The organism is Roseovarius carneus (assembly GCF_020141465.1).
Classification (GTDB): domain Bacteria; phylum Pseudomonadota; class Alphaproteobacteria; order Rhodobacterales; family Rhodobacteraceae; genus Roseovarius; species Roseovarius carneus.
The window spans coordinates 2,078,957-2,100,352 of sequence record NZ_JAHSPD010000001.1 but is presented as its reverse complement, the minus strand read 5'-3'; the positions used below and the strand labels follow the sequence as shown (position 1 = coordinate 2,100,352).

Annotated in this window: 21 protein-coding genes, 1 tRNA gene and 1 pseudogene; 10 read left to right on the top strand and 13 right to left on the bottom strand. The window is 61.5% G+C overall.

The genetic code is table 11. From position 1 onward, the window contains the following. The first annotated feature begins 78 nt into the window (after positions 1-78). Complete coding sequence (locus KUD11_RS10525; protein WP_109384738.1) at positions 79-306, top strand: sulfurtransferase TusA family protein; 228 nt, start codon at positions 79-81, stop codon at positions 304-306. 103 nt (positions 307-409) lie between these two features. Here KUD11_RS10525 and KUD11_RS10520 read toward each other — a convergent pair whose 3' ends face one another. The 6 genes from KUD11_RS10520 to purC form a co-directional block, all read right to left on the bottom strand. Continuing rightward, a complete protein-coding gene (locus KUD11_RS10520; RefSeq protein ID WP_109384739.1) occupies positions 410-3,034 on the bottom strand; it encodes an Rne/Rng family ribonuclease in 2,625 nt (874 codons plus the stop codon). Between the two features lie 418 nt (positions 3,035-3,452). Next, positions 3,453-4,787 (bottom strand): sigma-54-dependent transcriptional regulator, encoded by a 1,335-nt coding sequence (locus tag KUD11_RS10515; protein WP_109384740.1) that lies wholly within the window; start codon positions 4,785-4,787, stop codon positions 3,453-3,455. 4 nt (positions 4,788-4,791) lie between these two features. Next, entirely contained in the window at positions 4,792-6,552 is a 1,761-nt protein-coding gene (locus KUD11_RS10510) for an ATP-binding protein (protein WP_109384741.1), read from the bottom strand. Positions 6,553-6,611: 59 nt separating this feature from the next. Further along, positions 6,612-7,280 carry a phosphoribosylformylglycinamidine synthase subunit PurQ gene (gene purQ, locus KUD11_RS10505; protein WP_109384742.1) on the bottom strand — a complete coding sequence of 223 codons (669 nt, stop codon included), beginning with the start codon at positions 7,278-7,280 and terminating at the stop codon, positions 6,612-6,614. Beyond that, a complete protein-coding gene (gene purS / locus KUD11_RS10500) occupies positions 7,280-7,510 on the bottom strand; it encodes a phosphoribosylformylglycinamidine synthase subunit PurS (RefSeq protein ID WP_109384743.1) in 231 nt (76 codons plus the stop codon). Before purS ends, purQ begins: the two co-directional genes overlap by 1 nt. Positions 7,511-7,531: 21 nt before the next feature. Further along, positions 7,532-8,293: a phosphoribosylaminoimidazolesuccinocarboxamide synthase gene (gene purC, locus KUD11_RS10495; RefSeq protein WP_109384744.1), complete on the bottom strand. Its 762-nt coding sequence runs from the start codon at positions 8,291-8,293 to the stop codon at positions 7,532-7,534. A 162-nt stretch (positions 8,294-8,455) separates the two neighbouring features. On the opposite strand from purC, the gene KUD11_RS10490 reads away from it, so the two are divergent. Continuing rightward, positions 8,456-8,770, top strand: a complete 315-nt coding sequence (locus tag KUD11_RS10490) for a DUF1476 domain-containing protein (RefSeq protein WP_109384745.1) — start codon at positions 8,456-8,458, stop codon at positions 8,768-8,770. A gap of 466 nt (positions 8,771-9,236) precedes the next feature. Continuing rightward, positions 9,237-10,244, top strand: a complete 1,008-nt coding sequence (gene bmt / locus KUD11_RS10485) for a betaine--homocysteine S-methyltransferase (RefSeq protein ID WP_109384746.1) — start codon at positions 9,237-9,239, stop codon at positions 10,242-10,244. A gap of 53 nt (positions 10,245-10,297) precedes the next feature. Here bmt and KUD11_RS10480 read toward each other — a convergent pair whose 3' ends face one another. Next, complete coding sequence (locus tag KUD11_RS10480; protein WP_109387956.1) at positions 10,298-11,362, bottom strand: PA0069 family radical SAM protein; 1,065 nt, start codon at positions 11,360-11,362, stop codon at positions 10,298-10,300. Between the two features lie 264 nt (positions 11,363-11,626). Here KUD11_RS10480 and KUD11_RS10475 point away from each other — a divergent pair, with 264 nt between their 5' ends. From KUD11_RS10475 to KUD11_RS10465, 3 genes are all read left to right on the top strand, one after another. After that, complete coding sequence (locus tag KUD11_RS10475) at positions 11,627-12,331, top strand: corrinoid protein (protein ID WP_109384747.1); 705 nt, start codon at positions 11,627-11,629, stop codon at positions 12,329-12,331. A gap of 103 nt (positions 12,332-12,434) precedes the next feature. Next, complete coding sequence (locus KUD11_RS10470; protein WP_109384748.1) at positions 12,435-12,620, top strand: hypothetical protein; 186 nt, start codon at positions 12,435-12,437, stop codon at positions 12,618-12,620. Further along, the gene (locus KUD11_RS10465) at positions 12,617-13,252 is read left to right on the top strand and encodes a DUF1638 domain-containing protein (RefSeq protein WP_109384749.1); all 636 of its coding nucleotides are present in this window, start codon (positions 12,617-12,619) and stop codon (positions 13,250-13,252) included. The genes KUD11_RS10470 and KUD11_RS10465 overlap by 4 nt, the downstream gene beginning before the upstream one ends. Positions 13,253-13,333: 81 nt before the next feature. Here the strand turns inward: KUD11_RS10465 and KUD11_RS10460 are convergent, their stop codons facing one another. After that, positions 13,334-13,741: a SufE family protein gene (locus KUD11_RS10460; protein WP_109387958.1), complete on the bottom strand. Its 408-nt coding sequence runs from the start codon at positions 13,739-13,741 to the stop codon at positions 13,334-13,336. A gap of 144 nt (positions 13,742-13,885) precedes the next feature. On the opposite strand from KUD11_RS10460, the gene KUD11_RS10455 reads away from it, so the two are divergent. Then, positions 13,886-14,425 (top strand): hypothetical protein, encoded by a 540-nt coding sequence (locus KUD11_RS10455; RefSeq protein ID WP_224380200.1) that lies wholly within the window; start codon positions 13,886-13,888, stop codon positions 14,423-14,425. Positions 14,426-14,508: 83 nt separating this feature from the next. On the opposite strand, the gene rnd is transcribed toward KUD11_RS10455, so the two are convergent. The 3 genes from rnd to purM all read right to left on the bottom strand — a co-directional run bounded on the left by rnd (position 14,509) and on the right by purM (position 17,437). Then, entirely contained in the window at positions 14,509-15,666 is a 1,158-nt protein-coding gene (rnd, locus tag KUD11_RS10450; protein ID WP_109384750.1) for a ribonuclease D, read from the bottom strand. 120 nt (positions 15,667-15,786) lie between these two features. After that, on the bottom strand, positions 15,787-16,389 hold the full coding sequence (purN, locus tag KUD11_RS10445) for a phosphoribosylglycinamide formyltransferase (protein WP_109384751.1): 603 nt from the start codon (positions 16,387-16,389) through the stop codon (positions 15,787-15,789). A 1-nt stretch (position 16,390) separates the two neighbouring features. Continuing rightward, positions 16,391-17,437: a phosphoribosylformylglycinamidine cyclo-ligase gene (gene purM, locus KUD11_RS10440; protein ID WP_109384752.1), complete on the bottom strand. Its 1,047-nt coding sequence runs from the start codon at positions 17,435-17,437 to the stop codon at positions 16,391-16,393. A 106-nt stretch (positions 17,438-17,543) separates the two neighbouring features. Here purM and KUD11_RS10435 point away from each other — a divergent pair. Next, positions 17,544-17,620: transfer RNA gene (locus KUD11_RS10435), tRNA-Ile, on the top strand. Between the two features lie 23 nt (positions 17,621-17,643). On the opposite strand, the gene KUD11_RS10430 is transcribed toward KUD11_RS10435, so the two are convergent. Both KUD11_RS10430 and KUD11_RS10425 read right to left on the bottom strand, forming a co-directional pair. Beyond that, on the bottom strand, positions 17,644-18,123 hold the full coding sequence (locus tag KUD11_RS10430) for a hypothetical protein (protein ID WP_146190829.1): 480 nt from the start codon (positions 18,121-18,123) through the stop codon (positions 17,644-17,646). 8 nt (positions 18,124-18,131) lie between these two features. Next, positions 18,132-18,494: a cupin domain-containing protein gene (locus KUD11_RS10425; protein ID WP_109384754.1), complete on the bottom strand. Its 363-nt coding sequence runs from the start codon at positions 18,492-18,494 to the stop codon at positions 18,132-18,134. A gap of 164 nt (positions 18,495-18,658) precedes the next feature. Between KUD11_RS10425 and KUD11_RS10420 the strand changes: the two genes are divergently transcribed. Further along, on the top strand, positions 18,659-21,079 hold the full coding sequence (locus KUD11_RS10420) for a GcvT family protein (protein WP_109384755.1): 2,421 nt from the start codon (positions 18,659-18,661) through the stop codon (positions 21,077-21,079). Between the two features lie 54 nt (positions 21,080-21,133). Beyond that, a pseudogene (locus tag KUD11_RS15320) lies at positions 21,134-21,346 on the top strand (hypothetical protein); the annotation flags it as partial. Positions 21,347-21,396: the final 50 nt, after the last annotated feature.

Sequence of the window (21,396 nt, the reverse complement as noted above, 5' to 3'; positions counted from 1 at the left end):
GGATTAATGCGGCGGCGTCATGGGGCGCAATGTCACAAGTTTGTGGACAGTGTGACAGTCGCGGATTAACTGGCGGTTATGGATATAGACGTCACGATTGAGGCGGAGGGGCTGTTGTGCCCTTTGCCAGTGCTGAAACTGCGCAAACGCATGGCCGGATTGCCGTCAGGGGCGGTGGTGGCATTGCGCGCAGATGATCCAGCAGCCGTGATCGACGTGCCGCATTTTTGCGCCGAAGCGGGCCATGAACTGTTGGAGACGCAGAGCGACGGGGATTGCGCGGTCTATCTGGTCCGCAAAGGGTAGCGCTCTTTCGGGCGCGCCTCGGACGGGACGGCTCAGAGACACATCAGGCGGCACCTTTTCGGGGCGCCGCCTGATTTTTGAGTATTTTTTCTAAGAAGAAAGCCTAGCGACCGAGAGACCACCAGCCTTTGCGTTTGGGCTTGTCATCCGCAGGGGCGGCTTCGGCCACGACAGGCTCTGGTGTCGGCTCGGGCATTGCCGTGGCGGCGGCCACGGGTTCAGGCGCGGGCTCGGCCTTGGGTTTGCGGGTGCGGGTCCGCTTTGGCTTTGGTTCCGCCTCGGGTGCCGGGGCTTCGGCCTCGGGGGGTGCCGCCGCCAGAGCCTCATCCGCTGGAGCCTCATCCACCTTCTTGGCGCGGGACTTGCGGACGCGTTTGGGCTTGGGAGCCTCTTCGGGTGCTGCCTCTGCCGGGGCATCCGCTTCGGCTACGGCCTCTGCCGGTGCGTCTGCATCTTTAGGAGTGGACGCCGTTTTGCGAGGGCGGCGCGTGCGTTTGGGCTTGGGTTTTTCGTCCGTCTCGGCCTCAGCGGCCAGATCAGCAGCAGGCGCATCCTCAGCAGTAACCGCAACATTAGCCTCGCCATCCTCGGCCCCGTTCTCTGAGCTATCTTCGCCCCCGTTGCGACCGCGACCACCGCGCGAGCGGCTCCGTCTGCGACGGCGGCGCTTCTTGGGACGGTCTTCGCCGTCCCCGTCTTCTGCGTCATTGCTGTTGCCCGCCCGTTGGGGGGCCGCTTCGGCCTCGCCTGTTTCCTCATTCGGCAATTCGTCGGGGTCCGCCTCAGCGGCTTCATCGATATCGTCCATGATGGAGCTATCGACCGAGACCACGGGGGCCACGGCCTCGGGCACGGCGCGGGTGGCTGTCTTGAACTTCTCCAGCGCGAAATCGGGGCTGATCAGCGAGGGATCGCCCTCAATCCGCACCGACAGGCCATAGCGCAGCTCAATTTGGGCCACATGCTCGCGTTTTTGGTTCATCAGGAAGTTTGAAATGCCGACAGGGCATCGCACAAGAACCTCTCGCGAGCGGCGGCGGACGCCCTCTTCCTCAATCTGGCGCAGGATATTCAGCGCAAGGTTGTCATCTGAGCGGATGAGGCCCGTCCCGTGGCAATGCGGACATGGTTGTGTCGTGGCCTCAATCATACCGGGGCGCAAGCGCTGGCGGCTCATCTCCATCAGGCCAAAGCCCGAGATGCGGCTCACTTGGATGCGCGCGCGGTCGGTCTTGAGCTTGTCCTTCATGCGCTTCTCAACAGCGGCGTTGTTCTTGCGCTCGTCCATGTCGATGAAGTCGATCACAATGAGGCCTGCAAGGTCGCGCAGGCGCAATTGGCGCGCCACCTCTTCTGCGGCCTCAAGGTTAGTCTTGGTCGCAGTCTCCTCAATGGAGCCCTCTTTGGTGGCGCGGCCAGAGTTCACGTCGATGGCCACAAGCGCCTCGGTCACACCAATCACAATATAGCCGCCAGATTTGAGCTGCACCGTCGGATTGAACATGGCCGAGAGATACGATTCCACCTGATGGCGCGCAAAGAGAGGCATGGTTTCGGCGTAATGCTTCACGTTCTTGGCATGCGACGGCATGATCATTTTCATGAAGTCCTTGGCGATGCGGTAGCCGCGCTCACCCTCAACCAGAACCTCGTCAATCTCGCGGTTATAAAGATCGCGGATCGAGCGTTTGATCAGATCGCCCTCTTCATAGATTTTCGCAGGTGCTGTGGATTCCAGCGTCAGCTTGCGGATCTGCTCCCACAGGCGGAAGAGATACTCGTAATCGCGCTTGATCTCGGTCTTGGTCCGCTGCGCGCCAGCGGTGCGCACAATGAGGCCTGCGCCCTTGGGCACGTCGATCTCGTTGGCAATCTCTTTGAGCTTCTTGCGGTCGGGTGCATTGGTAATCTTGCGGCTGATGCCGCCGCCGCGCGCGGTGTTGGGCATGAGCACGCAATAGCGACCCGCGAGCGACAGATAGGTCGTGAGCGCCGCGCCTTTGTTGCCGCGCTCTTCCTTGACCACCTGCACCAGAAGGATCTGGCGCACCTTGACCACTTCCTGAATCTTGTAGCGGCGCGCGCGAGGTTTGCGCGGCGGGCGGATGTCTTCGTGATCATCCTCGTCGGCCACAACCTCGATGGATGTGTCCTTCTCGGCGGCGCGGCTCTTGTCGGCCATGGCAGGCTCGTCCGCGTCGCTGTCATCGCCCAAGACCGGCTCTTCGACAGGCGTCTCGGCCACGCGCTCCATCGGCGAGAGACCTTCTTCGCCCTCGGTATCTATTGTCTCCATCCCGGAGATTTGATCACCATTAACCTCAGCGGTCTCGACCGCATCTTCGGTGGTAGTCTCCGCCGCCTTGGCGCGACCACGCCCGCCGCGCGAACGGCGCTTGGGCTTTGGCTCTTCATCCGCTTCGGCCTTCTGGGCCTCGGCATAGGCCTGCTCTTCGGCCATAAGGGCTTCGCGATCCGCGATGGGTATCTGGTAGTAATCGGGGTGAATTTCCGAGAACGCCAAAAAGCCATGGCGGTTTCCGCCATAATCAATGAACGCCGCCTGAAGCGACGGCTCGACCCGTGTTACCTTGGCGAGATAGATGTTGCCGGCAAGCTGTCGCCGGCTCTCGGATTCAAAGTCAAATTCCTCGACCTTGTTTCCATCAACCACAACAACGCGCGTTTCCTCGGCGTGGGTGGCATCGATAAGCATTTTCTTAGGCATGGTTTCCGTTTGCACCCGGGCACACGCGCCCGCCCCGGAGGGGCGAGGTTACGTTGCAAGGGGTGTCTTGTGATGGCGAGCGGGCGCGGGCAGACCGGGGCACCCGAAGGGGCCCTGAGCGAAGTCCTGTCTTGCCTTGCGCGCGTCATCGCGGTTCTTCTCCGGCGCTCGGACGGTTTGTCCGGCACCCGTTCAATGCCCGAACGGTCCGCAGATGCGTGTCCGGGCGCGTATGTGGCTCCACGCATCGCGCGAGGCCCAATCAGTCTGCCGTAGGGTGCTGGACACTTTGGTCAAACATGCTCTGCGTGCAGCGAAACTCATGGACAGTTTGCAAAGATGCAAAACGCCCTGTGATCACCCTAATGGGACAGCGTGGCCAATGACAATGGAGAAAATGCCCAAGCGGCCTGCGCGCTCAGAGATAATCAGAGCGTTGCAGCGTATATTTGGCCATCTTCTCGTTCAGCGTTCGGCGTGGCAGGCACAGCTCGTCCATCACGGCGGCGATGGACCCTTTGTGGCGGCGCATCGTGTTGTCGATCAGCATCCGCTCAAACGCTTCCACGTATTCTTTCAGCGGTTTACCTTCGGTGGTCATCACGGGCTGCATATCCTGATGATCATTCATCAAGAGCGACACGATGGTCCCTGAGCCGCGCCGCGATTGCAGCACGGCCCGCTCGGCCACATTGAAGAGTTGCCGCACGTTGCCGGGCCATGGGGCTTGCAAAAGCTGTGCGGCTTCCTGCGCGCTGACTTGCGGCGCGTCACACCCGTAATCATCGGCGAACTGATCGGCAAAGCGCGTAAACAGCGTCAGGATATCCTCTCCGCGCTGGCGCAGAGGCGGCACGGTGATCCGCAGGCTGGCCAAGCGGTAAAACAGGTCCGGGCGCAGCACATCCTCGGATGTCTTGCCCTCATCCTGAAGGTTGGAGATCGCCACCAGCCGCGTCTCGGGCGGTGTCCCCTCCTCGTTGAGGAAGGTCAGTAATCGCGCCTGAAGCGAATCGCTCAGCGCCTCCACATCCTCCAGCACGAGCGTTCCACCACGCGCCTCCTCCACCGCGGGAAGGCGGCTTTCCTCGGGCAGCATGGGGCCAAAGAGCCGCCGACCAAGCGCCTCTTCCTCAAGCGCTGCACAGCTTATAAGCACGAATTTCTTTCCCGCCCGCGCACCGACGGCGTGGAGCGCATGGGCCACAAGCGTCTTGCCCGTGCCCGTCTCCCCGTCGATCAACACGTGGCCATCCGCCTGCCCCAGATCAAGGATATCTTCCTTCAGCCGATCCATCACCGGACTGGACCCGATGAGCTTTTTCATCAGCTGCCCACCATCCGACAACTCACGCCGCAAAGCCCGGTTATCAAGGGTCAGGCGGCGCGCATTGGTGGCTTTCTTGGCAAGCTCGGTCATACGGTCCGGGTTGAATGGCTTTTCGAGAAAGTCATACGCACCCACGCGCATCGCCTCGACCGCCATCGGCACGTCGCCATGCCCAGTGATCATGATGACGGGCAGAGTACTATCCGAGCCCATCAGCTTTTTAAGAAACTGCATCCCGTCCATGCCGGGCATCTTGATATCGCTGACCACGATGCCGGGATAATCCGGTCCCAGTTTTTTCAGCGCATCTTCGGCGCTGGCAAAGGTTTCGGTGTCATAGCCCGACAGCGCCAGCCACTGGCTGATCGATTGGCGCATGTCCTTTTCGTCATCCACGATGGCGATCTTCATAGCGTTCGGCATTTGCTCACTCCGCTGCTTGGGCTTCGGCTTCCAATATGGGCAGGCGCATCTCGAATACAGCCCCCCCGCTCGCGGCGTTGCGCGCCGTGAGCCGTCCTCCAAGGTCGTTCACGATCCCCGAGGAAATGGCAAGGCCCAGCCCCACCCCGTCGCCGGGCTGTTTGGTTGTGAAGAAGGGCTCAAAAAGGTTCTCGGTATCCTTGATCCCGTCCCCATTGTCGCGCACCGTCAGGATCGCGTCATCCCCCGCCGCCAGCACCAGATCAATCCGCGCATCGGGCACGCCTTGGGTGGCGTCCATCGCATTGCGCAACAGGTTGATCATCACCTGCTCGATCCGCACCCGGTCGCCCATCACCATCACGGGCGCCTCGGGCAGCGCCCGCTCAATCGTGACGCGACGCTCGCGTAGCTGCGGCTCCATCATGGCAAGGGCAGACGCGAGAGAATCCCCCATATTCACAGGCTCGAACGTATCGCCCGAATGACGCGCGTAGGATTTAAGCTGACGGGTGATGGCCCCCATCCGCTCGATCAGATCGTCTATCCGCTGAAAGCTACTGACCGCCTCATCCGGGCGGTTCCGGCTGAGCAAAAGCCGCGCGCCCGCCAGATAGGTTTTCATCGCCGCCAGCGGCTGGTTCAACTCGTGGCTCACCGCCGCCGACATCTCGCCCAATGCGGCCAGTTTGGAGCTTTGCGCCAGCGTCTGTTCAGCCACGGCAAGCGTCTCCTGCACGCGCACACGCTCGGCGATTTCCCGCTGGAGCCTCAGGTTCAATGCGCGAAGCTCTGCCGACTCGCGTTGGAAAAGCGCCATGCGCACAGCAGTCTTGCGGTTGAGAAAATAAAACGCGAGCGCCAGAAGGATGGCGAATCCCATGATCTCAAGCGCTAAAAATCCATTCACCTTCTCGCGGACCGACGCATAGGTGGTGAAAGACGCAATTCGCCAGCCGCGAAACGCCACGCGCCCCTCAACCCGCATCACCGCCTCGCCCGCCACATAGGCATCGGGCGGCAGCGAGGTCCAATCGGCGGTGACCTGAATGGCGCGTTGCACCGCACTTGTCACCGGCTGGCGAGCCAGCGCCTCGGCCTCCGACAGGCCCCTCCAGCGCGGCTCGGTCGACAGGATGATCGCACCCTCGCTATCGGTCACGACGACCGCATCCGAAATCCCGGCCCAGGCACGCTCATACTTGCCGAGATCCACCTCGACGAGAATCACACCGGCAAGCTCACCCTGGCTTTCGATCCTGCGGGAATAAAAGAAATCATAGCGCCCCGTATCCTGTTGGCGCAGCGTGAAAATCGTATCGCGCGAGCGAATGGCGTCGATGAAATAGGGCTGGCCGCGATGGCTCTCACCCAATGAGTTGCGATCCGTGGTGGCCACCGAGCGCCCATCCTCATCCAACAGCGTGAGGGAGGCAGCCCCAATCTCATCAATGAAGCTGATCAGACGCTGGGTGGATTGCGTGTAATCATCCGAGTTGAGCGCCGAAATCAGCGCTGGGTCACGCGCCAGAAGCTGTGGGACAATCGCGTTCTGCCGCAGCTCTGACAGCAGGTTCCCGGAATAGAGCACAAGACGCAGCTCGGCCCGGTTGCGCGTGGTCTCGGTAAAGCGGTCCGTGAGCAGGCGATTGGTGAAAAACACCGTCGCCACCGCAAGCCCTGTCAGCAGCACAAGTGCCAGCCGCACCTTCCAACTTGTCGTGCGGGTCGTTCGGGGAAGGGTTTTGTCGTTAGCGCGGCTCATAGCATCAGGCTAAGGCTCTACGCCCGCACGCTCAAGCCCTCAGATCGTGCCATCGGCGTTCAGGCGCTGACCAATTGCGCCGCGAGACCGGCAAAAAGCGCGGCTCCGTCCGTGCCGCCATGCGCGGTCTCGGCCATACGCTCAGGGTGGGGCATCATGCCCAGAACCCGGCGGTTTTCCGACAAGATGCCTGCAATATCACGGGCCGACCCGTTGGGATTATCCGCATAGGTGAAGGCCACCCTGTCTTCGGCCTCAAGCCGGTCCAGCGTGGCCGCATCTGCGTGATAATTGCCATCGTGATGCGCGATCGGCACCGTGATCTCTGCACCTTTGGCATACCCGCTGGTATACGCGCTCTGGTCTGTTGCCACGCGCAGACCCACGGCCCGGCAGACATATTTGAGCTCTGCATTGCGCAACAGAACACCCGGCAACATGCCCGTCTCGGTCAGAATCTGAAACCCGTTGCAAATGCCGAGCACATAGCCACCCGCCTGCCCATGGGCCTTGACCGCCTGACAGATGGGCGAGTTTGCCGCAATCGCACCACAGCGCAGGTAATCGCCAAAGGAAAAGCCGCCGGGGATGCCGATGAGGTCAACACCCGCAGGCATTACCGTGTCCTTGTGCCAGACCATGGAGACCTTCGCCCCCGCCCGCTCAAACGCCACGGCCATGTCACGATCACAGTTTGATCCGGGAAAAACGACAACAGCGGCGTGCATCAGGACATCTCCACCGTGTAGCTTTCGATCACCGTATTCGCGAGCAGCTTTTCGCACATCGCGGTCACATCCGCCTCGGTTGCGCCCGGCGCCAGATCAAGTTCGATCACCTTGCCTTGGCGCACGGCCTCGACGCCCTCAAACCCAAGCGATCCGAGCGCATGGCGCACCGCCTCGCCCTGCGGGTCCAGAACACCGGTTTTCAGCATGATATGCACACGTGCCTTCATAATCAGACGCTCCTTGCAGGCTTAGTTGATGAGTGTGGGCCGCGCCATGGGCGTGGCACCTTTGGGCAGCACGCCAAGGCGCTTGGCCACTTCTGTATACGCATCGGTGAGCGAGCCGAGATCGCGGCGGAACACATCCTTGTCCAGCTTCTGACCCGTCTCGATATCCCACAAACGGCAGCTATCGGGGCTAATCTCGTCGGCCACGATCAGGCGCTGGAAATCACCGTCATAGACACGGCCCACTTCGATCTTGAAGTCCACCAGCTTGATCCCGACGCCGTACATCACACCGGCCATGAAATCATTCACACGCAGCGCGAGGCTGAGGATATCATCCATGTCCTGCTGGCTGGCCCAACCGAAAGCCGCGATATGCTCTTCCGTGACCAAAGGATCGCCGAGTGCATCATCCTTGAGGCAATATTCCACGATGGGGCGCGGCAATTGCGTGCCCTCGTCCATGCCCAATCGTTTGGCCATGCTCCCGGCGGCGTAATTGCGCACGATGATTTCGAGCGGCACAATCTCGCAGGCGCGGATCAATTGCTCACGCATGTTGATACGCTTGATGAAATGCGTGGGCACACCGACCAGATTGAGGCCATTCATGAAATATTCGCTCAGGATGTTGTTGAGAACACCCTTGCCCTCGATCACGTCCTTCTTCTGCGCGTTGAAGGCGGTCGCGTCATCCTTGAAATATTGCACCAAAGTGCCGGGCTCGGGGCCCTCATAAAGCGTCTTCGCTTTGCCTTCGTAAATTTTCTTGCGCCGTGCCATGGTCACTCCACCAAACTGCTGGGGACATCGCCCCCCGGGATGCTGTGCCCACCTCTTAGAGGAAGCCCCCCTTACCCGCAAGCGCGTCGCGGGGGTTGCGAATGACCCAAGGCGCACGCATATTTGTAATGACACCAACCAACCTCCGGGGAGAGCAGGCCAATGAGTACTTTCGATGACCGCGAAAACGCGTTTGAGAACAAATTCGCCCATGACGAGGAAATGCAATTCAAGGCCGAGGCGCGCACGAACAAATTGCTGGGGCTTTGGGCGGCGGAGCTGATGGGCAAATCCGGCGATGACGCGGCGGACTATGCCAAAGAGGTGATCCGCGCCGATTTCGAGGAGGCGGGCTTTGAGGACGTGATCCGCAAAGTGGCGGGCGATCTTGGCGACAAAGCCGACCCCGACACGATCCGCGCCAAACGCGCCGAGCTGATGATCATGGCCAAAGCACAGCTGATGACCGAGGTTTGAGAGGCGGTTTTCTGCGCTTTGAGGGATGAATGGCGACGGCTGTTTTTGGCAAACGGGCGTATGGTGCGCTTTATGCTTGGGGGTAAGCTAGCGATGGTTTTTTTAGATTCGATATCTCTCCGCTATGATCACCGTAATGGGCCGGGTCATTCGAGCTATAGATGAGTAGACACAATCTAAGTTTGTTTTTATGAGCAGGTGTAGTGACTTTAGGTTTTGAAAGTGTTTGCTATGTTCCATGCCCCTGAGGTGTGGATAAAATGGCAAACCAATTCCTGGCAAACCAACCAATCAACGCCTGTGTGAGAGCCTTCGCAACAATCCATGCGCCCGCCACCTCCACAAACAGCCTGTCCGCTCTTCCATCTCCGCCCGTGAACTTTCTGCATAATCATTATGAGCAGTATCGAATTGCCCCCGCCCGCGCCGCGTGAGAAAAGCCGGCAAAACCCAAAGGACAGTCCCCATGACCAATGCCCTCACCCGTATGATGCAGACGCGCGACTGGATCCTTGCCGATGGGGCCACGGGCACGAACCTCTTCAATATGGGGCTGGAATCCGGCGATCCGCCGGAATTCTGGAACGATCAGCATCCCGACCGGATTAGCAAACTCTACCGTATGGCGCTGGATGCGGGCAGTGACCTCTTCCTGACCAACTCCTTTGGGGGCAACGCCGCCCGGCTCAAGCTACATGGCGCGCAAAAACGCGCGCGCGAGCTATCGCGCATCTCCGCCGAGATTGGCCGCGAAGTGGCCGAGCGCACGGACCGTGATGTGATCGTCGCAGGCTCGGTCGGGCCCACGGGCGAGATCATGGCCCCGATGGGCGCGCTGACCCATGCGCTGGCCGTCGAGATTTTTCACGAGCAGGCCGAGGGGCTGAAGGAAGGCGGGGCGGACGTGCTCTGGCTTGAGACGATCTCCGCTCAGGAAGAATACGCCGCCGCCGCCGAGGCCTTCGCGCTGGCAGATATGCCATGGGTCGGCACGATGAGTTTCGATACTGCCGGACGCACGATGATGGGCCTCACCTCCGCCGCGATGGCCGACATGGTGGAGACGCTGGACACGCCGCCGCTGGCTTACGGCGCCAATTGCGGCGTCGGCGCGTCGGATCTTTTGCGCACGGTGTTGGGCTTCAAGGCCCAAGGCACAGAGCGGCCCATCGTGGCCAAGGGCAATGCAGGCATCCCCAAATATGTTGACGGGCATATCCACTATGACGGCACACCCGAGTTGATGGCGGATTACGCGTGCCTTGCGCGCGATGCGGGCGCGACGATCATCGGCGGCTGTTGCGGCACCATGGCCGAGCATCTCAGCAAGATGCGCTCCGCCCTTGAGGAGCGCCCGCGCGGCCCTGCCCCCACGCTGGAGCAAATCACCGAAGCGCTCGGCGCGTTTTCCTCTGCCGCAGATGGCACGGGCGACGACACACCCGCGCCGCGCCGCAACCGCCGCCGGGGCTAAACCAGAGGTCTCAGCGCATTGCTCGGCCTTTAGCGAGCACGCCTCACAACCACTCAGGCGGCATCAAAAAGCGAGAGCTGATCACCGCTTTGGGCCGGCGGGCGGAATAAATCCGTGCGCAGTGCGGGCAGCCCTTTGGCAAAGCCCAGCCGCCGCACCGCCGCCTCGAACCGCTGCGCGATGATCTGCGCATATGGCCCCTCGCCGCGCATCCGACGGCCCCATTCCGCATCATAGTCCTTGCCACCATGCATGTCGCGCACATGGCCCATCACACGGCCCGCACGGTCCGGATAATGCTCTGCCAGCCACGCCTTGAAAAGCGGTGCCACCTCCAAAGGCAGGCGCAGCATAACCCAACTGGCCGCAATCGCACCCGCATCCCGTCCGGCCCGCAATAGCCCCTCAAGCTCATGATCGGTGAGGCCTGGGATCATCGGTGACGTCATAATGCGCACGTCAATCCCGGCCGCACTCAGACGCCGGATCATCTCCAACCGCCGCTGCGGGCTGGGCGCGCGCGGCTCAAGCTTGCGCGCGAGGTCCGCATCCAGCGTGGTCACCGAAATGCCAACCCGCACCAGCCCATCGCGGGCCATATCCGCCAGAATATCAATGTCACGCTCAATCAATGCGCCCTTTGTCACAATACCTACAGGATGGCGAAAGGCCCGCAGCACCTTCAGGATATCGCGCGTGATCTGATGTTGTTTTTCAATTGGCTGATAGGGATCGGTATTGGTGCCAATCGCAATCGTGCGCGGGGTGTAGGCCTTGTGCCGCAGCTCGCGCTTCAGTACCTCTGGCGCCTCGGGCCGCGCGATCAGCCGCGTCTCGAAATCCAGCCCCGCAGACATCCCAAGCCACGCATGAGAAGGGCGCGCAAAGCAATAGCTGCACCCGTGCTCACACCCGCGATAAGGATTGATCGACCGGTCAAACGGCAAATCCGGCGAGCGGTTATAGCTGATCACCCGCCGCGGCACCTCCAGCGTGGTCTGCGTGCGCAAAGGCGCGCTCGGCGCCTCCTCGGTCCAGCCATCAGGCTCATAGCGCCGCTCAAGCCGCTCATATCGGCCCACTACATTGCTTCCCGTGCCGCGCCCGGGAGTTTTCATGCCAAAGGGAAAGGTCTGATGCTGTGTCATAAATAAAAGTATAGAACAAAATAAGAACAAATGCAATGACACCCATCCGGCCATGACGTTTACCCACCCCCAAAGGCGCAAATTACCCCCTCAAACCGCCCAATCCGTCCCCAAGGTCGGTGCAAGCGCGGCCAATGTCGTAATTCGCCAACCCGACATGCGTCAAATTGTCAAAAGCTGACACCAACATGATCGCGCCCCCAAACGGGGCCTCCAACAAGGGATACCGCCCGCATGTCTGACCAAGAACACGACATCATCCTGTCGGAACTGGACGACGAAGAGCTTGTTCAACAGATGTTCGATGACCTCTACGATGGCCTCAAAGAGGAAATCGAAGAAGGCGTGAATATCCTGCTGGAGCGAAACTGGACCCCCTATGACATCCTGACCAAGGCACTCGTCGGCGGCATGACCATCGTGGGCAAGGATTTCCGCGACGGCATCCTCTTCGTGCCTGAGGTACTTCTGGCCGCAAACGCCATGAAGGGCGGCATGTTCATCCTCAAGCCGCTGCTGGCCGAAACCGGCGCTCCGCGCGTGGGCAAGATGGTGATCGGCACCGTGAAGGGCGACATCCACGATATCGGCAAGAACCTTGTGTCGATGATGATGGAAGGCGCAGGCTTTGAGGTTGTTGATCTCGGCATCAACAACCCGGTCGAGAATTATCTTGAGGCGCTGGAGACCGAAAAACCCGATATCCTCGGCATGTCCGCCCTGCTGACCACGACAATGCCCTATATGAAAGTCGTGATCGACACGATGGTCGAGCAAGGCATCCGCGATGATTATATCGTCCTCGTCGGCGGCGCGCCCCTTAATGAGGAATTCGGCAAAGCCATCGGCGCCGACGCCTATTGCCGCGATGCCGCCGTTGCGGTCGAGACGGCCAAGGAATTCGTGGCCCGCAGGCACAATCAGGGCGCCATGGCCTGACCAAAGCCACACCCCTCGCCACACGATCAGGCCCTGCCCAACCGGCGGGGCTTTTTCATGGCCCTTCCCGCACCTATATAAAAGGAAGATAGGAGAGCCCGCCATGCCCGCCAAACGCCTGCTCATCATCCTCGCCTGCGTCATTGCCGCCGCCGGGGTCACCATCGTGCTCACAGGTCAGGTGGGCCCCACCAACCCCGATGCGTTTGGCTGGCAAATCGCCATCCCCGTGGCACTTCTGGCCTATGTGGCGGTGCGCGTGATGCGCCGCCCACCCAGCGACAAATGACCCCCCTGCCGCCCGATGACACCCTCACGACCAAAGGGCTCGCCCCCGAGGGCGGCGGCCCGATCCTCATCATCGCCTGCGGCGCGCTGGCCCGCGAAATCCTTGCGCTCATCGAGATGAATAGATGGCAGCACATGACCCTGACCTGCCTGCCTGCGAACTTGCACCTTTATCCTGAGAAAATCACGCAAGCCGTGTGCGCAGCCGTTACCAAACACCGCGACCAATATGACCGTATCTTCATAGCCTACGCCGATTGCGGCACTGGCGGCCTGCTGGAAGCGGCCTGCGCCGAGATGGGCGTAGAGATGATCCAAGGCCCCCATTGCTACAGCTTTTTTGAGGGCAACGCCGCCTTCGCCGCCCATGAGGATGAGATCAGCGCCTTCTACCTTACCGATTTTCTGGTCAAACAATTCGACGCCTTCGTCTGGCGCCCCATGGGCCTCGACAAACACCCTGAGCTTCGAGAGATGTATTTCGGCAACTACACCAAACTGGTCTATCAAGCCCAGACCGATGATGCCGCCCTGCGGGCGAAAGCCGAAGACTGCGCCGCGCGCCTCAGCCTCGCCTATGAATACCGCTTCACTGGCTACGGCGATCTGCAGACCGCCCTCGCCTCCGCCTGATCTACAGTCTTCTTTTTGCCAAAAATATCCCGGGGTGAGCGATGTAATCCCAAAAGGATTTCATCGTGAGGGGCTGGCCCCTCAACCTGCCGCCGCAACCTCGCGAATACGCTCGATCATGGCACGCAGCCCGTTTGAGCGTTGCGCGGACAAATGATCGTTGAGACCCAGCCGCGCCAGCTCACCGCCCGCATCCACAACCGCCACATCGGCCACAGGCAAATCGTTATAGAGCGCCTTCAACACCGCAATCAGGCCCCGCACGATCATCGCATCGCTCTCCCCCTCGAAGGTGAACACGCCATCCTCTATTGATGGATGCAGCCAGACCTGGCTTGCGCAGCCATCCACCTTGGTCGCGGGCACTTTCAGCGCCTCGTCCAAAGGCGCCATCGCCTTGCCCTGCTCGATCACATGACGATACCGATCTTCCCAATCGTCAAGGAACTCAAAATCCTCGACAAGCTCTTCAAAGGCAGGCTGCGCCATATCGGCCTCCATCACGATAATTTCCCCTCTTCAGGTAGGCTCCGGCGCCCAAAAGGTCCAGCCCCGCGCACGCCGCCTTGCACCTGCACCCCCCTTGGATGTAGAACCAAAGCCAACGCCAAGATCAGCGGCAAGGGGCCCGGCATGCGCAAAACGATGATCCTCACTCTGGTTGCGGCCATGGGCCTCACGGGCTGCTCGGGCTTTCGGGATTCAGCGGCGAACCCCGCCACATGGTTCTCGGGAGAGCGGGCCGCAGAACGCCGCGCTAGCCGAGAGGCCGGGATCGCAGCCGACGCCACGACAAACCCCCTCATCCCGGAACGCCGCGCAAGCATCTTCCGGCGCAATTCAGGTGAGGAAGTCTATGAGGGCACTGCGATCTATGCGGTCTCGTCCGTCTCGGTTGAGCCTGCATCTGGCGGATCAATCATCAAGGCGACAGGTATCTCCCTGCGCCAAGGCGCGTATGACGTGCGGCTCATGCCGGAAAATGACGGCAATCCTGTGGACGGTGTGCTGACCTACCGGTTGGAAGCGCTGCAACCCACCGACCGCCGGCAGGGCCCGGAGCAAACGCGCCGTGTATCGGCCGCTGATTTTCTCAGCACACAGACGCTGGCCGGGGTGCAATCAGTCCGCGTGATCGGCGCCACCAACTCCCAGACGGCGCGAGCGCGCTAAACCAAAACGTTTTGCCATAAAGCTGAGGCTTTCACGTAAGGCGCGCGGCAGACAGAGGCCGCGGGTGCGTTTCGCGAAACGCTTCAGACCGCGATCGTCTCGATATGTGCACCATTCACGCGCAGGGCGATTCGCCCCTCACAGAGACGTAGCGCCTCATCCCCAAAGACCTCGCGCCGCCACCCGCTCAGGGCATCCACATCGCGCAAACCTCCCGCGATGGCATCAAGGTCAGACGCGGTGGCGATCAGTTTTGAGGCCACCCCCTCACGCTCTGCCACGCCTTTGAGCAGCACGCGCAAAAGATCGGCGACAGCCGGGTTCACCTGTAACTTGTCGCGCGTCCCATCCACCTTCGGGAAATCCTCAGGGCGCACGGCCACACCAGCGGCCACCGCGGCCAAGATACCATCCGCAATCTCGCCCTTACGCGCCTCGCGCAGCAAAAGCCGCGACGCCCCCAAATCTTGCAGGTTTTTCGGTTTCGTAGCGGCAAGCTCCACCAAAGCGTCATCCTTCAACACCCGGTTGCGCGGGATATCCTTGCCCTGCGCATGGGCCTCCCGAAACTTCGCAAGCTCCCGCACGATGGCGAGAAACTTGGGCGAGGTGTTGCGCGTCTTGATCCGCTTCCATGCGTCATCAGGGTGGGTGACATAAGTTTCGGGGTCGTTGAGCACGGCCATCTCCTCGGCCACCCATTTGTCACGCCCGCCCTTGGCCAGCTCCCGCGCCAGATACTCATAGATCACCCGCAGATGGGTGACATCCGCCAGCGCATAGGTCTTTTGCGCGTCCGACAAAGGCCGCCGCGACCAGTCCGTGAAGCGGCTCGATTTATCCAAAGACGCCTTGGCGATCTTGCGCACAAGCGTCTCATATCCCACCTGCTCCCCAAAGCCACAGACCATGGCCGCCACTTGGCTGTCAAAAAGCGGGGTTGGGATAACACCCTCATCCACAAAGAAAATCTCAAGGTCTTGGCGCGCGGCGTGGAACACTTTGACCACGCCCTCGTCCCGGAAAAGATCATAGAGCGGCTCCAGCGACAGGCCTTGCGCCAAGGGATCAACCAAGACCGCCGTCTCTTCGCCCTCACCCGGATAGGCAAGCTGCACGAGGCAAAGTTTGGAGTAATACGTGCGCTCGCGCAGGAATTCTGTATCAACCGTCACATAAGGATGCTGAGCCGCTCGGGCGCAGAAATCGGCCAGCGCGTCGGTTGTGGTCACTGTGATCATGAGGGTTCGCTTCTCGTAAGTCGGGCACGGATGGCCACCAGAGGTCGGTGTGGATTTCGGCGTGTATAGGGCAGTTTTTGTAGAAAGGGAATTGCGCAGGCCCGGCCCCTGCCCCGGCGCTCAGTCGGCCTCAGGCATCCAAACCGGACGCCGGTCCCCCGCCGCAAAGCGCCGCAGCACCGCCGGGTAAAGCGCGTGTTCCGCGGCAAGCACCCGTGCGGCCAAATCCTGAGGCGTATCGCCTTGCAGCACTGGCACCCGCGCCTGCCCCAAGATCGGCCCGTCATCAAGGGCCGGCGTCACCTCATGCACGGTGCATCCAGCCTCCCCGTCGCCTGCCTCCAGCGCCCGCGCATGGGTGTTGAGACCTCGGTATTTCGGCAATAATGATGGGTGGATATTGATCATACGCCCCTGCCAGCGCGCAACGAACCCTTCGGTCAGCACCCGCATGAAGCCCGCGAGGCAGACAATATCGGGCGCTGCCCGCATCAGCCGCGCATGAAGCGCATCCTCGAACGCGGCCCGGTCACCCTCAAAGGGCCTGTGATCGACAAAATCCGTCTCAATGCCCATGTCGGCGGCGCGTTTTAGGCCACCGGCCTGCGCGCTATTGGCCATCACCAAACAAGGCCGCGCCGGGTGATCGCCCTCCATGGAGCGCGCCAGCGCAACCATGTTCGACCCGCCCCCCGACAGGAGTATCGCAACCCGTTTGGCCACCTTAGCTGAGCGTGCCGGTATACCGCACGCCTGCGCCCGCGCTCACATGACCCATCCGGCAGACCGTCTCGCCTGATGCCTCCAGAAGCGCTGCAAGAGCATCGGCGCGGCTCGCCTCAACGCTGAGGATCATGCCAATGCCGCAGTTGAAGGTCTTGAGCATCTCCGCCTCGTCCATGCCGCCGGTCTGACCCAGCCACGCAAAGACACCCGGAAGCTGCCATGCGTCCAGATCAATCTCGGCGCCCAAGCCCTCGGGCAAGACGCGCGGCAGGTTCTCAGTCAAACCGCCCCCAGTGATATGGGCCAGCGCATGCACGCCCCCTGCGCGCACCGCCTCCAGAGCGGGCTGCACGTAAAGCCGCGTGGGGGTAAGCAATGCCGCACCGAGAGAGCCCGCGCCCCAAGGGCACTCCGCATCCCAGCCAAGGCCGGACAATTCCACCAATTTGCGCACCAGAGAATATCCGTTGGAATGGACCCCGTCCGAGGCCAGACCCAAAAGCACATCGCCCTCGACGACGCCCTCGGGCAAGGCCGCCCCACGCTCCATCGCGCCCACGGCGAACCCGGCCAAATCGAAATCCCCCGCCGGATACATGCCCGGCATCTCCGCCGTCTCACCGCCGATCAGGGCACAGCCCGAGCGCACACAGCCCTCCGCGATGCCTTCAATCACGCGGGCGGCCACATTCATCTCCAGCTTGCCTGTGGCGAAATAGTCAAGGAAAAACAAAGGCTCCGCACCCTGACACACCAGATCATTGACGCACATCGCCACCAGATCAATACCAACCCCATCCACATGGCCCGTATCAATCGCAATGCGCAGCTTGGTGCCCACCCCATCGGTGGCCGCCACCAGAACCGGGTCCGTAAATCCCGCATCCTTGAGGTCAAACAGCGCCCCAAACCCGCCAAGGCCCGACATAACGCCCGAGCGGTTCGTGCGCTTGGCCGCAGGCTTGATCCGATCGACCAGAGCATTGCCCGCATCGATATCCACACCCGCATCTGCATAGGTGATCTTGGTTGTTTTCTCGCTCATATCGCACACCCCCGGCTTCGCGCATGGGGTTAGACCATCCCCGCCCCCCGCGCAATCGCGAAAGCCTTGACGCCGCCCTCGTGCCGTCCTAGCAACGGGATCAGGCGGGCCTGTAGCTCAACTGGTTAGAGCAGAGCGCTCATAACGCTTTGGTTGCGGGTTCAAGTCCTGCCGGGCCTACCAAAACACCGCCTCCAACTCTGCCCCTATTCTGCCGCGTCCGTCAGGGAAAACGTCAGGCCAAAGCTGACGATTGCATCCGTGGTATTCCCGTCGCTCGGAAACACCTGCACGAACGCGTTGCCATAGCGCGCGCGGATACCGCCCAACGGCACCACATCACCCGCGCGCACCGCAAAGCGCCGCCCGTCACCGGGATAGACCGCAAGCCCGGCGGTCAGCGCGATCTGCGCCGGGCCGCGCTCATACACGGGCATGCCCAGCATCACCGCCGCCGAGGCCCCGCCATAGCTGTTGCGAAACCCGCCGACGGTCCAATCAACCTGGTCACCCTCCCATGTCAGGAACGCGCCCGGATTGATCTCCTCGAAGTCAAAGCTGGCATTGACGTGGTGCGAGCCCAGAAGGATTGACACCCGGTCCTGCGCCATGCCCGGACCGGCGGCACAAAGGGCCACCGCCAGTGCAGAGACTATGCGCGCGCCCCGTCCGACGTCATGTCTCACGGCCTGTCTCACTCAGGCAGCGAGGTGATCACGTAGAGCTTGCGCATATGCGAATGCAGCACCCATTCCCCGGTCCACCCCTGCGGCAGCACCAGAAGATCGCCGGGGCCAATGTCGCGGCTGCCTGAGCCGTCAGAATTGGTCACTGTCGCGGTGCCCGAAATGATATGGCAATACTCGCCACCCTTGGTGCGGTCGCCGGTAAAACGGCCCGGCGTGCATTCCCACACGCCGATATTCACCCGCCCATCCGGGGAGGACCACAGGCCCACAGCCGCCTCTTCCTGCCCCTCGGTGAGGGTGGTGGGCTTGGGTGCAAACGCCCCTGTCTCAACCGTCGCCAAATCGCCAAACGTATCCAGACTGATCATATCCGCTCTTCCATTGTTTTCATCAGCCCTCACCATAGCGCGACGCGCCACGCTGTGCGACCATGAATGCCCACGTTAGGGTGGTCGATTTTTCACTCTTCCCGGTCTGGACACACCTGTCTAGTATTCTCGTCAGAATCGGTGTCCACAGACGGGAGAGAGCCATGAAATCGCATTACCGTGTCGTCGTGATCGGGGGCGGCGTTGTCGGCGCATCCGTGCTCTATCATCTGGCCAAAATGGGCTGGACCGATGTGGCGCTGATTGAGCGCTCGGTGCTGACCGCAGGGTCAAGCTGGCACGCGGCGGGCGGGTTTCACGCGCTCAATGCCGACCCGAATATCGCAGCCCTTCAAGGCTATACCATCGATTTGCTGAGCGAAATTGAGGCGGAGTCCGGCCAATCCGTGGGCATGCACATGACTGGCGGCATGACCCTCGCAGGGACGCCTGATCGTTGGGACTGGCTGCAATCGGCCTACCGGGTGTTTCAATCCATTGGCATCGACGATGTGCGCCTGATCACCCCCGAAGAAGCCAAGGAGGCCTGCCCAATCCTCAGCACAGACGGCATCCTGGGTGGCATGTGGGCCGACCGCGAGGGCTATATCGACACCACGGGCACCGTCCATGCCTATGCGGGGGCCGCCAAGAAGCGCGGCGCGGAAGTGATTGAGCATAACCGGGTTCTGTCGCTCACCCAGACGTCTGAGGGCTGGGACGTGGAGACGGAAAAGGGCATGATTTCGTGCGAACATGTGGTCAACGCCGCGGGCCTCTGGGCCAAGCAGGTGGGCCGCATGGCGGGGGTTGAACTGCCCGTGTCACCGCTCAACCACCATTACCTGATCACCGAGAGCATGCCCGAGGTGGAGGCGCTTGAAAAGGAGATGCCCCTCGTCGTTGATCTCGAAGGCTTCACCTATATGAGGCAGGATCAAAATGGCCTGCTCCTCGGGATTTACGAGGTCGATCACCAGCATTGGATGATGGACGGCGCGCCGTGGGAATACGGGTTTGAGCTTCAGCAAGAAGACACTGACCGGATCGAGCGCGAGCTTACCATGGGGTTTGAGCGTTACCCCGCGCTGCAACACGCGGGCGTCAAGACATGGGTCAACGGCGCGTTCACCTTCTCGCCCGATGGCAATCCGCTGGTCGGCCCGGTGCCGGGCAAACGCGGCTATTGGTGCGCCTGTGCGGTCATGGCGGGCTTTTTGCAGGGCGGCGGCGTGGGCAAGGCGCTGGCCGAATGGATCATCGAGGGCGAGCCGCAGGAGGATGTCTACGGCATGGATGTCGCCCGCTACGGCGATTTTGCGGCAAACAAAGAATTTATTCGCCAGACCACCGGCCAATTCTATTCCCGCCGCTTCGTGATGACCTACCCGAACGAGCAATTGCCCGCAGGCCGCCCGCTCAAAATGGCCCCTGCCCATGACGCGATGACCGCCGCAGGCTGCCAATGGGGGGCCAGCTGGGATCTCGAAGTGCCGCTCTATTTCGCCGAGCCGGGCTTTCTCGAAACCCCCACCCTGCGCCGCTCCAACGCACATGATATCGTGGGCGCAGAGTGCCGCAATGTGCGCGAAAACGTGGGCCTTCTGGACATCACAGGCTTTTCGCGGTTCGAGGTGTCAGGGCCAAACGCCGCTCTGTGGCTTGACAAGATGATGGCCTCGAAACTGCCCAAACCGGGCCGTGCGCGGCTTGCCCCCATGCTCGGCCATGACGGGCGGCTCAAGGGCGACCTGACAGTGTTTAACTGGGGCGCGGATGCGTCTGGCCATGACGTTTATTGGATCATGGGCAGCTATTATCTGCGCGCGTGGCACATGCGTTGGTTTGATGATCACATGGACGCGGGCGCGCGCGTCCGCGACCTTGGCGAGGAGGTGACAGGCTTCTCCCTTTCTGGCCCCAACGCGCTCAAAGTCATCGAGACCCTTACCGATGGCGACATCCGATCCCTGCCCTTCATGGGGTGCGGCGACTTCGATATTGGCCTGATCCGCTGCAAAATTGGCAGACTCAGCGTCTGCGGAGAGTTGGGCTATGAGCTTCACTGCCGCTACGGCGATCACATCGCCCTGCGCCGCATCCTGATGGCGGCGGGCGCGGATCTGGGACTGAGGGAATACGGGTTCAACGCGCTCCTGTCGCTTCGGTTAGAGAAGTCCTTCGGCATTTGGTCGGCGGAATTCACCCAAGGCTACACGGCCGCCATGACCGGCATGGACCGCTGGATCGACTGGCAAAAACCCAGCTTCATCGGGCGCGAGGCGGCCATGGCCGAACGGGACGGGAAAGGCCCTGCGCAGGTGCAAGTCACACTGGAAATCGACGCGGATGATGCCGACGCCAGCGGGTTCGAGCCCATTTGGCAGGACGGCAAACGCGTGGGCTTCGTCACCTCGGGCGGCTACGGGCACAGCGTGCAAAAATCGCTGGCCATGGCGTTGGTCAATGCAGATATAGCCACGCCGGGAACCGAGCTGACCGTGCATGTCGTAGGCCAAGAACGCCCCGCCCGCATCATCGCCCCCTCGCCTTACGACCCTTCGGGCAAGGCGATGCGTGGATGAGCAGCACAATAAGACGCAGAGGGCGCACCACCAAGCAAGCAGACACCGCGCTTGATGTGTGGGAGCGGCTCTGTATCAAATCCTGTTGCCCGAGGTGCGGCATGTTTCGCGCAGCGGGCGCGAGATTATGGGGGCTGCCCTGAAAACCACCCCCGCGCCCTCCAGTGTCGCGCAGGCGCACATGATCGCGACTTCACCCTCAAACTCGGCACTCTCGCCTTTCAACAGGGCATTGGCGCCCCTCACACCACCAATCTCAAACGCGGGCGGCGTCCGGGCGATGTGCAATCCTACCGCGAACTGACACAGCTCACGCA